The organism is Paenibacillus terrae, from assembly GCF_000943545.1.
Lineage (GTDB): Bacteria > Bacillota > Bacilli > Paenibacillales > Paenibacillaceae > Paenibacillus > Paenibacillus terrae_A.
Window position 1 is genome coordinate 1 of sequence record NZ_JTHP01000103.1, and the last position, 13,314, is coordinate 13,314.

The following is a 13,314-nucleotide window of genomic DNA, read 5'->3' on the forward strand; positions in this document are numbered from 1 at the left end:
TTTCAGTGTATGGCCTTCCAGACGAAGTCGGACCGCCAGATACCTTTCGTAGAGTCGTTTGTCTGATACCTTTTTCATCGCTGTATTCAAATACTCGATTTCCTCATTGTTCATCTTCATCGCCGCCTTGTGGGGAGTTACCCTTTATTACCCGATTTGGCGGTTGAAGTGAATTTGGTAGCTTATTAATTGCGTTCTATATAGATGATCTATTCAGGCTAACTATTTGATTATTTTACAATCCGTCTATATCCCAAGAAAGGATAAAGTTTGTTCCAGGTATTTATCGAAGAAATGCTAAGTCCATGGCTATTGTTAGAGTTAATAAATTTATCGTTGCCAAGATACATACCAACATGGGTAGGTGTATTTCCCTTAGTTACCCAGAATACAAGGTCACCAGGCGAAGCTTCTGAAGCATTCACGGGTACCGTTTTGTTATACTGCATTTGCGCGGTACCATATATACTAATCCCTATCTTATTAAAGGAATATTCTAAGATTCCAGAACAATCAAATCCACCATGCTCCGGTCTTCGTCCTCCCCAAACATATGGCATACCCATGTATTTGCTCATAACATTAAGTACTTCCTGCACGTCAAAAATCTGTCCATCTGAACTTACCTGTAAACTACCAGTATCCGAATAATACCTAAGGACATGTTCTACGTAGTTCACGTCACCGTATCTTCTCCAACCATTTTTATCGGCCATCATTTCACTAAAAGCAACAGCGTTTTCTTTTGAATAACCTCCTCGTTTTTTTGCATAATCAATAAACCCGCCTCCAAAGTTGTATGCTTGGAGAGTTAACTTGATATCCCCCCCTGCTGACCTAAATACTGCTGCGAAATGACGAACTCCATACATAATTGATATCTCTGGATCTGTTAACGTATTGGGTGGTAATCCTGCGGACTCAGAAGACTGCATAACATCCAAGGAATTCCCCCCAGATTCTTGTTGAATTAATGCCAATATAAGATTTACTTGGTCTTCAACACCGTTCATTTCCGCATATTTACGAACCAAGGATTCGTACCGCATAACGGCATCTGTAACCTGGGCTTGTCCAAAATAGGTACCTGCATTAATACCCCTGTAACCACCATACAGCATAGAGTTCCAACTTGGATCTGCAGTTTTGATAAATTCGTATACCAATTTCATATCTGTTTTTTTAATGCCCTGATTGATAAGTACCTTTTGGAACTGTGGAACATCTATGTTGAGTGATGGTACAAATCGATCGTCGACCATCGTTTTTTCGTATTGTCGATAACGAGTAACGGTACAATCATCGCTTTTATCTCTCCATACAAGCTCCCATTCACTCGGTCTAGTAGTACCACCACCAGGGTAATATCTTTTTAAAGGCTTAATTACCATTTCCCCATAATCAAAGCTAACTTTTGATAGAACATCGTGGTCTTCCCTAATATAAGTTGAATATTCTATGTCAGTCCCTGTGTTTGCACATGCAGTGATAGTTTTTGTCCACTCTTTATCATTTTTAATAGTCGTATATTTATATTTGGGTTTAAAATACTCAATTAATTCATCAGGATCATAATCTGAATATTCTACCTTTTTACCCTTTGCAACAATATGATATCTAACCAGTGCTGAAGGTATCCCCCAACTAGGTTTTATCGTATTTATGAGTTGAGCCTTCCATGATGACTCTGCATCTATTCCGTTTATTTCTTCTACTGTTTTATCAGCAGCAAGTTTAAATTTTTGCTCATATTCAATATCAGCCTTCTTCTGAGCTTCTGTTCTGGAGCCCCCTCCCAGAAACCAGTCTGAATAAGGGATTGCTGTTAGTATGACAGCAATAAGTATCACTACAGCAATTATGGCTAGCCCATAAGGTCCAATAAAGGCTAATAAACTCTTTCCTAATGCCAGCAATAATTTCTTAATGAAATCCTTAGCTAGTTTTTTTAGAAATTTCGCTGCTTTCCCTGCTGCTTTCCTTGCCACCTTCCCTGCAATTTTCTTTCCGGCTCCTCCTGCTTGCCCGGCAGCATCATTCGCTAGATCCTGTGCGTTCATTTCACCACCGTCCATTTCATACAACATGAGGATGATTTGGAAGCTATCCAAATCATCCTCACATTAAATCTAAAGCACAATTTTGTTCTTCACTCGGCCTTTTTCGTGTGAAGCCTGTTTAGCCATACTGTTTAAACTCTTCATTTTATTTGCAGGAGGGGAATATTGAGTATTTGATTGCGTTTTGCGGGACAAAAGGTCTGCACCCTTATCGGACCAATCTCTACGATCAGCACCTTTTACATTGTGGGAAAAGTAACTATCTGGACTAAACTTGCCAACATCAACCCGATTGTCCTCATACCTTGACCCATCTCGGCCCCTGATGTATGCCCCTGAAGTTCTTGTGAGATTTTCGTTTGAACCGCCTGGTAACCCAACTGGACCAGCATTTACACTTTGAGCTCCAAATGGACCTGGTATATTCTGAGGAGCAGGTAGTCGATAAGACCCATTCGGCTGACGCTCATATTTCTCGTTGTGCCCTGGGAACTTGTAATCCGCTGCCCTGGTTTCTCCTCTTTTTAGGGTGGGATCAGCTGCACCATAACTACTAATCCGTTGTTTTCCCGTAGGGGTTTGGACATAAAATGCAGATCCACTATTGCTTTGTTCCCAAGTAGCATTTTGTCCAGCATACTTTTTTGCGAGATCAGGCAGTTGCATGTCGTTCATACCGCCAAACATCTCACTAGCACCTTGAATTCGGCCTCTACTTGCTCCAGACAGCATATGACCTACCTTTTGTCCAAAGCCACCGGCACCAACCATGCTTCCAACAGACTCACCCATGTTACCCATAAATTTTCGTCGCTCGCCCAAATTACTCCACATGTTCGAAAAATTCTCTTTACCCATGGAACCTAGGGCTTTCAAATTGTTTGCAATTCCAGATCCCTCAGCTGAAGCCGATTGATATGCTTTTTTTATACCTTCAGGAAAGAAAGCGGACTTAGCCGTTCTTGTTGTATTTGCAAGCCCAGCACTTACATTGCGAGCTCCTTGCATACTGGTTGTAACGGCCGAAGAACCTAGTTTCGCCCCGACTGCCACTCCAGCTGGTCCAAGAGTCACTCCCATAGCTCCACCAGCTCCGGCACCAAACTTACCAGCTATCGATTTAAATTTATGCCAGCCTGAGCTACCTTTCGCTGCCATTGAGAGAGCCGTCATTCCTGCATCATTCCCCATATCAACCCCAGGACCAGGGATACCCGGACTACTTGATCCTCCAGCTCCCATCATACCCCCAGCAGCCGAAGCACCAGCTCGGTTGCCCCCCATCATGTTTCCAGCGCCCTTGGCCAACATCATAGCCCCAGCCACAGAGCCAGCTCCCATCATAGTAGCGGTTTGACCAAGCTTGGAACTTGAATCTCCCAAGTTCAACCATCTGGAAATCATTCCTGTTATCGGGATAAACATAATCAGTAGTCCCAGCTTATAAATAATGGCAAAGAAATTAGCCGCTCCCCCTCCAGCCATACTCGATAGTTCAGCGAAGACGAAAATTGTAATTGCATGAACTGATTGAAGGAATATATTGCCGGCTAGTTCTTTCATCCATGTTCCAAAAAACGCTCTAGTTTTCGGAAATATTAAACTGTAAGCAGCAAAGGGAGATAATACTACTAAAAAGATAATGATTACTTTTCTAGCAATATAAATGATGTTAAGATACAACGTCAGACCAAATTCAGCCAGATAAACAATTGCATTACCGATATTAAAACTTCCTGCACTCGCTATTAGAGATACCCCGTTCGTGTCTACACCTGTTCCCTGCAAGGTATCGTACAATGATGACACTAAAGCGAGGTTCAGGCTCATCATGACCTTAAAAATCAACCAAAAGCTTCCCATGAAAAAAGCCGATAGTACCCACATATTTATATCAGTCCAAAAGTCAGCTTTGGCTTGTGGGGAATATGCTTTTAAACCGAATTTTGCTGATGATACCATAATTGCAGCTGTTAATATTAATCCATACAAACCTGTAAGCAACCCTATTAAAGGATTGATAATTTTGTCCATTTCACCCTGGCTAAAGATTCCATAATTCAAGGTTCCTGAATCGCCATATGGATTTCCAAAAATAAGAGCAGGCAAGCTGCTGATGTGAACTGTTTTAAATAGACTTAAAATGAATCCAAGCATAATCCCATCAGTTAGGTTCGCATTTTCTTTATCCTTTTCCATTTGCTCTAACTTAGAATCGTCGAATAATTTTCCATCACCAGAACCTTGTGTAGAACCAATAGGGCCTAAAAGGCTTGTATCATTGGCCGCAAAAGTCGTATTCTGAAGGAGAAATATTGAGAAAAATGCGGCTAGTAAAACCATTGACAATCTGCGCTTCACTTAAGCCACTTCCTCTCCCTCAGGGTTAACCTGCCGCTCAAGGAAATCAATCATGTCCTCCCTAGAAGCTATCTTTTTAGGAGGCGGTCCCATCTGTATATTTTGATTCGTGTTCAGATAGGCCCATTCATCAGGTGTAGGCTCAGACCTAAAACTTACAATCTGTTTACCTGCTTTCATGATCACATCTCCGGTATTTGCCGTACGTATCATATTTCCAACATCTTCAGATAATCGATACGTATTTAATATTGGCATGATATCTTGGTCAGATTGCTTCAAGAAGCATACCGTTTCGAACTGGGCCACGACATCTCGGGCTGCTTCCGTTCGATCAAACATTTCATAACGTTGGCTGACAAGTGTAAGAGAAACGTTCCATTTCCGCCCTCGTGCAGACAGCTGCTTCAACCATTCCATCATCGTATTGTATTTAATCATCATCCATGCCTCATCAATGATGACTCTTTTTTTCACTTTTGGATCAGAAACAATAAATCTATTCCACACCCATGTCATTAGAACATGCTGAGCAAGTGGTCTTTCTATACCATTTGAACTCAACTTCGAAATATCAAAGGTGACTACAGGTGCTTCGTCAAGCGAAATCCCAGAATCTGAAACAATCTGTGTTTGACCATCGAACATTCCAAAAGCTTTTTTTCGTGTGAACAAATGAACAATTGTACACAGCTCTTTAATCTCAGGATAATGTTCATCCCGAATTTTACATAATTTTTCGTATGTTTCTGAAATTGTTGGCATGTCAATATACTTGCGACGGTAAGTGATTCTTCCCTCAGAATCGATATCTTCCACGTTTTCGTAAATACTATCTGGATCTTCTGTAATCCCTCTTGAAAGATACATTTCCTCCAAGACATCATCCAAAACCTCAATTTCAATCGGTGTTAACCCATGAGAATCACGAGTCAACGATTCTTTCATGACTTTGAAGAACTCCAAAAGTTCTTTAACTTTTTCATTAATATTGATCTTTTCGACTGTGTACTCGTGTTCTTCCCCTTTATTAATGATTTCCTTTTCAGGGAATATATCAAATGGATTGATCCTGCTAGCTTGCTCTGATTTTGATGGATATATGGGTATGACAATGCCTCCGAGTACCTTCGTCAATGCGATGTATTCAGGTTCACAGTCGATAATTACGTTCTTCATGATCCCATCCATGAATCCTCGCCCAATGATCTGCTTGACCAATACAGACTTACCGGACCCTGAGACACCAAAGATACCCATACTATAATTATTTAGACTAATGTCGAAATTATTGTAGTAAACATAATCTCGTCCAAAACGACCTATAGGAAAGCCACCCTTATGATTAAGTTTAGAACTAGCGTGAGGGAATATGGCTGTTAACGACAATTGGTCAAGGTTGCGATCCGTTTTTTCTAAGTAATTTTTTCCGAGCGGTAAACAGGACAAGAACCCATCTTTTTGTCGACCATAAGCGTTAATGATCTCTATGGATTCCCCGCCTAAAATACGTTCGATTTCTCGCGATTTCGCATTCAAATCATTCAAATTACTCGCAAAAATTGTCCCTTGTACGGATACATAGTAAAGTCCGTTCTGATTATTCTTGATTTGTCTCTGCAAAAATTTAGCATCTTCACGTTTTTGCATAGAATCTTCAATTTTTGCCCCTTCATTGCGATTTGCTGCTGAATAGACAACGGTCTCAAATTCGTCTATCTTTTTCTGTAACTTCTTAATCGCTGCCGTCCGATCAAGTGGTTCAATATGAACGGATACATCCATGTCATCACCGGAGAATAAACCTTCAAGCCAGCCAATTCTAACCGTTCTTGGATATCCGGAAGGTTTAATAAAAAATGACCGTCCATATTTCACATCGCCTAACCCCGTTTGAATCTCAAAATGATCCTTTTCAAAAGTAATTCCTTCATTTGCAAGATTATCAATCATACTTGGGAAGGAGAGTTCTCGTGAATCGCCTTTTCCTTTATCCATCGAAATTTGGTCAGATAGAGACGAATCATTTTTCGTGACGTGTTTCTTTCTGTTAAATAGCTTCTTTAGCATAGTCCCGTACCTCCTCCACATCGATTACCAGCTCTTCATACCCTGGCAGGGTTGTTGGGTCAATCGTTACATAAAGAGAGCTGAGTTTTTCACGATCTATCACATCATGAATAGGATTTACAACCATCCGATCCCTGTTTAATGCGCGTTTCATCAATTCCATGGCGCCAAGACTATCCAGAATCTCCGAATCAATGTCACTTTGCCGCAACATTTGAACGACTGTCCAAGCTCTTTGGTACAGCTCATCTCGAATATCTTTGGCCTTATCTTTTGGAGATAAAGATCCCATTCTACCAGTTTGAGGAACATAGGAAACAATGTAATAAACTTTGCGAGAGATACGAAACTCATCTTGGGACCGCTCTTTGATATGTTGAATTACCAATTTATTGTACTCACGAGTTTGTATATTACATTGACTCAAATTGGAATTAAATCTTTCTTCTTCTTTTCGAAGATCTTGTGTAACGGCCTGACCTAAAATTTGGACCGGGAAACGAATAACTCTAAATAAAGAACTGTATCCAAGAATAATAGCTTGCCTCGCTCCTTCGGAGAGCAAGTCGTAATTTACCGAACTAGCTTCCAATACCACGCTGTACTCATTGTGCTTTTTCTCGAAGATACCGGATTGAATATCTTCAAGACCCAGCATATCTATAACCCTTTCAGAGCCTTTTTTTAGTTTTGGTGTACCGGCAATAGCTCCATGAGCCAAATTATTTTCCTGCAAATGTTGCTTTCTAGCCCAGCCAAAAACCGGCTCATTACGATCCATTCGTTTCTTCGCAAAAATCACAAAAACGAAAGTCAAAACCAAGAGGCCCATAGTGCAGTAAATTAATATATCAAAACCATCCACAATGCAACGCCCCCCTTTTTACCAGGACAGATATGTTTTCTGAGATCTGGCAAATTGCCAACTCACTTTTATAAAATCACTTAAATACATTTCGTACTTATCAAGTTTGAAAAAAGCTAATAGTACAGCAAATCCGGTTACAAATAAAAACAAAACAAGTCGAACAATAAAGTCAGTTAATCCAGCTATAAAAGGGATGTTTCCCCACATGATGAATGCAATCATTAGAAAACCAACAGGCACCACCAAGAAAAATTGACGCAAAGAAAAAATTGCTAAAACACTCTTCTCTTCTTGCGTTATATCAATTGGCACTAGTATTTCGTTCATTGCGCTCTCCTCCACAGAAAAAACATTTCGAGCGGGAGATTACCACTCGAAATGCTGCATATTAACAAGACGATCCATTTTGAGCGAGCTCGGCAATTGCTCCAGCAAACTTATAACCACCAAAGAATACGAAGGCTCCGCAGAAACATCCGATCAGTGCAGTCCAATATGAACCACGTTTTTGCACGCTGATAGAGCCAAAAATGATCATGATGGCGATGACCATTACAGCCAGGGTAAATAAAAGTCCTCCAACACCACCAATGATTTTGATAACAGATTGTAACGTGTTCTTAATTGTAGAATCTGCAGATCCTGAAGATGCACCAAAAGCATCTGAGCATGAAACCTCACCCGTTGCCGCAAATGCAGTCAATGGGGCTATAACTGTCATGCAAACCAATAAGAACAAAAAAATACTCCAAACCTTTTTTTTCAACCTTTTCAATCTCCCTTCGTTTTTTCGAGCCACCCATTATCAAAAGACCTACGAAAATAACCACTCCATTCCTGAAAACGCAAAAAAAGCACCGCCTAATTCAGGTCAGTGCTGACCCAAAATAGGCGGTGCTTCCGCTCTAATAAAATATTCAGTTGAAAGGAGTGTACCCTGCGAACATTATCATTGGTTCTAATACTTTTGTCAAGTTATAATCTTTTAAAGTGTTGCTCAACCTGGACAGAAATGGTGATATCCTTTATGTCACCACTCCCATCCAGATAAATCTTTAATCTTATTGTAGCATAGTCCAGAGGCTTCCATTTTTTCAAACGCTCCTCAGTTTTTCTCAAAAGAATTTCTAGGCCCTTGCGTGAAAATGCAACATCCTTAACATCTTCCTCTAAGAGACTTAATTTGCGGATCTGAATATTCCTCTGGAGTTGCCCACCACGAACATGGTATTCAATTTCCCCATGCCCATTTGGAAAATCGCTAAATAGTTTTTGGTTGTAATCCCCAATGATACAAAGGCGAATCTGGTCAATTAACTTGTTATTACTTAGAATTTCACTGCCACCCCGATTATGCTTATATGCTGACATCAACCTAACTCCCCCTCAAAAATACCTGCTATTGTCTTTAAAAGTATGTAATTCAATCCAAGTATGAATATTCAAATGAATGTTCAATTTATCCTGTGATGTAATTTTACTACAAGTTAAGGCTAATTGTCGATAGCCAACATAGGAAAATTATCCTATATCAAAATAAGGCGAAAGTTACTTTCGCTTTTTTCAATCTATTTCTTAAGAAATAGATTGAAAAAAGCGAGGGAATCCAATAAAATCCCTCTAACTACCATATTTTTGTTCCTGGACTTCTTTGCTTTTTTCTATCCTATCCGTTTCATCCACGATGAATATTTCTCTATCAAGGAAAAAACCCTTGACCATAATAACTTCTCCATCCATTTCCCTATTAACTTTTGGCCCTCTTAATGAAATCGATTTTCTGTTATATATTAACTGACAGGAGCCATCATTTAAATAAATGAGTCTTCCCATCATTATGTCCACTTCATTATGAGAAGCACCTAATGAGGGAGTTGTTGTTACCTGATCCGCAAAATCGTACCCATAAAGTCTGCCAATGGCATTATATTCATCATCAGGTAATTTACGAGTCGGTGCTTCCCTAGGTTCCTCATTACTTAGTAATGGGGGAGGAACATCCGAGTCACTCAGAGGCATCAACATTTGTTCGTTTTCCTCAGAATGGTGTAAAAAATTTTCCATCTGTTCATCATGACCCTCATACTGAAGTAAAGAGCCTTGGCTATGTTGGTCTTCCGGGTGAGAATAGGTATCCTGCTCAACAGCTATTTCTACAAGAAGCTGCGATAGACTATGTTCCACTTCTGGTGGGAGTGAAGAAACATCCTGAGTCTGAACATTATTGGATTCAGTTAACTGTTGAGTTAATGAAGTTGGTATCCATCCCTTTACTTGGTGTTCCTCATCGCTAATTTCATGTTCCAGATGAATATCAGACCTATCGACAGTCATTGTATTGATAGAAAAACCACTACAAAAGCCTACAACAATAGGAATAATTAAGACTAAAAAAATGATTATTAATTCCAATGTCTTCATCCCCCTTAAAGTTGTATGACAACAAGGGCTACTTCAATAAATACTAAAGCGATTAGTATTCCTAACACTATCATTGCCTCCTGAAAAACCCATCTTACCCTCTGATTAAAAGCCTTTGCTTTCGCAATGGATCGGAGAACGTTTATAGGACGTGCATGATTTTGAAGGAGTTCTTGATTAAGAAAAAATTTTTGTAGTTCATCAAAATCGTGATCAATTGATAGATATGTGGTATTTTCCCACGTTTCCTTTTTCATTTTGTAAAACCTCCCATTATGAGGTCTATACCATTTCCAATTATAAGAACACACGCTTTACTGTCAATGGATGGCATAGCCATGTAAAAAAAGAAGAAAAACAAAAAGTTGCATCATTAAAACTTACAACCCACAGATTCCAAAAAATAAAAAAACCCAAAAGTGGAATTGCGTCAAAAGACACAGTTACACCTTTGGGGGTGAATGACTTTACTTAAAATAAACCCTCATTAGTCGCATGACGGAGGGAAAAAGAAAAAAGTTTATATGAATATTTTATCATTGACTAGCCTCATAAACAACCCTAGATTTCAGAATAATCAGACCTGGACAGACTCCTTAATATCTGCATTCAATCCTGTAATATTATATGGAGCTATGGCCATCAGGATATTAGGCAACTCATCGCAGCCTATCGTAATAGGTTTTCGTGTAGGATCATCAATGTACAAAGTCACTTCATCTTCTGCCTCGAAAAACTTAACACAATCAAACAGTTTCTCTGCATTAACGGCAAAGTTCCATTTTACTCCTTCTACAGAAGCACCGATTTGCTGTTCCAGTACGTTGGGAACAATTGCAAAAACGATATTTTTCCGATTTTCAAATATAACCATCTTCGTGCCTGCCTCTGTGATCTTCTGCACCCGAGAGCATAATTCCATTAATTCCGATCGATCAAAGATAAACTTACATTTGACCTCATGCTTATACAAATTATCAGTATCCGGATAACTACCATTCAAGACTCGGCAAACACAAGTGGTATCCTTTGACTGGAAGATGACGAGGCCTGATTTTTCACTCACACCTACCTCGACTTCTGTGTTTGCTGGTATTAGATTGGATACTCCTGATAAATGGGCCGTATCTAGAATGACTTCTTCTTTAACCCAACTATAATTTGACGTATATTTAACCATAATCTTTCTATTGGATGCTCTTAGCGTGCATTGGCCCGCTTGAGACTGCGACATAGAAATTCCAGATAAAACAGGGGTTTGTTTTGCCTCTTCGCTCATTGATTTTAAGGTAAAGGCCTTGAACTTGCTAACGAGTTGAGAGAGAAGATGAGGGCCCCACAGAACTTTTTCACTCAGAGCTGGAACTTCTAAGAATTCAGTCTCCTCATTAAGGGTTTGAACAGAAATATTACTTCGTCTCCCATTACTCCCCCATAACATTTCAACATGTTGACCATTACCATCTTCTGATTGTACATTTTTGAATTCTACTTCCTCATTATTGGGAAGTCCTGCTACTTTTTTGGCAAGTTCTCTCATACTAATTGTAACTGTAAAATTACTTTCAATTTGAGCTGGAATACGCTTCTCCGCTGAGAGCTCAGGGGAATTGAAATAAAACGATACAATACCAATCTCAATATTTTTAATATAAACATTTCGTTCACCAATTCCGGAATCCTTCACGGCTTTAGCCATCGCTGTAACAACAGATTGCAAAATATTCGAATTAATCTTGAACATTTTCATTACCTCCTGATAGTGGTTTATTCTTTATCTGGCTTGCGCTGGGGATAAAGCTCATGAAGAAGACCAGAATGTGAGCAGCGCAAAAAAGCCCTGTGAATGACATAAGCATAAAAATGCTACAGTCACCCACAGGGCGAAATCTTACACATATACCTCTTTAAGCCGCATGGCAAGAGTAAGAAACAAACAATGAACTACTTAAATAATAATTCAATTTCCAATTGATATCAAGTTACTCCTTAGCTTTTAATATTCTATCTTTCTCCATTCTAGAAAGACCGCTTGGTAATTCAAAATGTAAATGCGAATTTAAAATAGCTAAAATATTAATCACTTCCTGTTCTCCATATTTCTTCATTTGATAATTCCAATATAGTTCACTATCTGAGAGAACAAATTTTTCTTTTATAGTTTCTGGAACAACAAGAGGGTGAAATCCTTTATCTAGCAAAAATTTTTGCCCTGAATAAGTTGTTGAACACTCAGACATAAGAATTCTAAATACTTTTTCCCAAACATTCGACTTGAGGCATTCTTCCCTCACACTTTCAGGATTCGTTTCATATAGTGTCGAACTACCTTTGGATTTTATTATTTTCGATGCCAGTATAATCACTTCATCAGATAAATTATAGTAAGCTTTAATTGATAAGGGAATGTGATTGGGTTGGTCACCAACTGATAAGATCAATTGCCGGGCTGCATTTTTGCTTTTATTTTTAATCAATCTCCAATAGATGTTCTCCCTGTCAGCAATTCCAGGCTTTGCTGTTTTGCTACCTGCTGCTATATAATCTTCTACGAAAGCTCTAGCATCTTTTAATGACCGTATTTCAGGGCGACAAACGACAACAGTAACATTATTCCAATATACTTTACTACCCTTCTCACCAGAAGCTGCAACAGGGTGCCAATAGAATGGAACTGCAAAGCCCATATTTCTCTTTGCATTTTCAAATGTCTCCCAAATCTCATACTCGCCACCCCCAAAATCAGTGGTTATATAATAAATGAAATGGTAGTCAGCACTGGGGCTATAATTCAAAATGTTGAGCCCTTCAATATTCTCTTCTAATGAATACCTTGTTGTTTCCCTAGCATAGTACCGTGGATCTATAACGAGATTAGGTATTGTGGTTTCACGGTGGTTTAAATTGTAATTACGATCTAAAACAAGAGCTCCCAGATATGGGATGTATTCTAGTTGAACATCAGACTCATTATCAATCCATCCGAGTTCTTCTTTCCACACTGCCTTGATATAATTAATGTCATCTCCTGTTACAAATTCGAGACCCGCCTTCTCCTGAAAAAAAAGTGCGTTTTTCAACAAGAAGATCCGAGCTTGTAATGAAAAACTACCTAATTTTAGATCTGGATTGGCCGGGAAGCCACCGATGCAAAGTGAGTCATAAACAGTATCCTGTAGCTCATCCGTTTCGTTAAAAATCTCTAATTGTTCTAGAGCATTATGATGTCTCCCCGTAAAAGGATTGATCGTATCCAATTCTTTTATACGCTTCTTTCTGATGGGTTCTCGAAAATTTGCATCATAAAGCATGCGCATCATCAAAGTTCTCAATTCAGAAACTGGAAATGCCCACGCTTCACCCTTATCTTTAAAATTGTCTACAGACAATAGAGTTGTGTACTGGCACCCCTTGGTGTGTCTACGTTTACACTGATTTTGCGATTTTGTAATATACAATAAAGTTGTGTACTAACGAGTAAAATACAACTTTTTCTACCTAAACGATATACAATATAGTTGTGTACTTTAATCC

General features: G+C 39.1%; 11 protein-coding genes. All 11 read right to left on the reverse strand.

Features of this window, described 5'->3' with window-relative positions:
• Positions 1-230: 230 nt before the first annotated feature.
• The 11 genes from QD47_RS30300 to QD47_RS27225 all read right to left on the reverse strand — a co-directional run bounded on the left by QD47_RS30300 (position 231) and on the right by QD47_RS27225 (position 13,169).
• Positions 231-2,111 (reverse strand): bifunctional lytic transglycosylase/C40 family peptidase, encoded by a 1,881-nt coding sequence (locus tag QD47_RS30300; RefSeq protein WP_235332379.1) that lies wholly within the window; start codon positions 2,109-2,111, stop codon positions 231-233.
• A gap of 18 nt (positions 2,112-2,129) precedes the next feature.
• Positions 2,130-4,421 (reverse strand): hypothetical protein, encoded by a 2,292-nt coding sequence (locus tag QD47_RS27180; protein WP_044649055.1) that lies wholly within the window; start codon positions 4,419-4,421, stop codon positions 2,130-2,132.
• The gene (locus tag QD47_RS27185) at positions 4,422-6,491 is read right to left on the reverse strand and encodes a VirB4 family type IV secretion system protein (RefSeq protein WP_044649056.1); all 2,070 of its coding nucleotides are present in this window, start codon (positions 6,489-6,491) and stop codon (positions 4,422-4,424) included. It abuts the gene before it with no gap.
• On the reverse strand, positions 6,472-7,356 hold the full coding sequence (locus QD47_RS27190) for a hypothetical protein (protein ID WP_044649057.1): 885 nt from the start codon (positions 7,354-7,356) through the stop codon (positions 6,472-6,474). Before QD47_RS27190 ends, QD47_RS27185 begins: the two co-directional genes overlap by 20 nt.
• Positions 7,357-7,374: 18 nt before the next feature.
• A complete protein-coding gene (locus QD47_RS27195; protein WP_044649058.1) occupies positions 7,375-7,686 on the reverse strand; it encodes a PrgI family mobile element protein in 312 nt (103 codons plus the stop codon).
• 61 nt (positions 7,687-7,747) lie between these two features.
• Entirely contained in the window at positions 7,748-8,125 is a 378-nt protein-coding gene (locus QD47_RS27200; protein WP_044649059.1) for a TrbC/VirB2 family protein, read from the reverse strand.
• 209 nt (positions 8,126-8,334) lie between these two features.
• Positions 8,335-8,730, reverse strand: coding sequence for a hypothetical protein (locus tag QD47_RS27205; RefSeq protein ID WP_044649060.1), 396 nt, complete (start codon positions 8,728-8,730; stop codon positions 8,335-8,337).
• A gap of 249 nt (positions 8,731-8,979) precedes the next feature.
• Positions 8,980-9,771 (reverse strand): hypothetical protein, encoded by a 792-nt coding sequence (locus tag QD47_RS27210; protein WP_044649061.1) that lies wholly within the window; start codon positions 9,769-9,771, stop codon positions 8,980-8,982.
• Between the two features lie 14 nt (positions 9,772-9,785).
• The gene (locus QD47_RS27215; RefSeq protein ID WP_044649062.1) at positions 9,786-10,037 is read right to left on the reverse strand and encodes a hypothetical protein; all 252 of its coding nucleotides are present in this window, start codon (positions 10,035-10,037) and stop codon (positions 9,786-9,788) included.
• Positions 10,038-10,357: 320 nt separating this feature from the next.
• Complete coding sequence (locus tag QD47_RS27220; RefSeq protein ID WP_044649063.1) at positions 10,358-11,524, reverse strand: beta clamp domain-containing protein; 1,167 nt, start codon at positions 11,522-11,524, stop codon at positions 10,358-10,360.
• Positions 11,525-11,762: 238 nt separating this feature from the next.
• Positions 11,763-13,169: a hypothetical protein gene (locus tag QD47_RS27225; RefSeq protein ID WP_044649064.1), complete on the reverse strand. Its 1,407-nt coding sequence runs from the start codon at positions 13,167-13,169 to the stop codon at positions 11,763-11,765.
• Positions 13,170-13,314 lie beyond the last annotated feature (145 nt).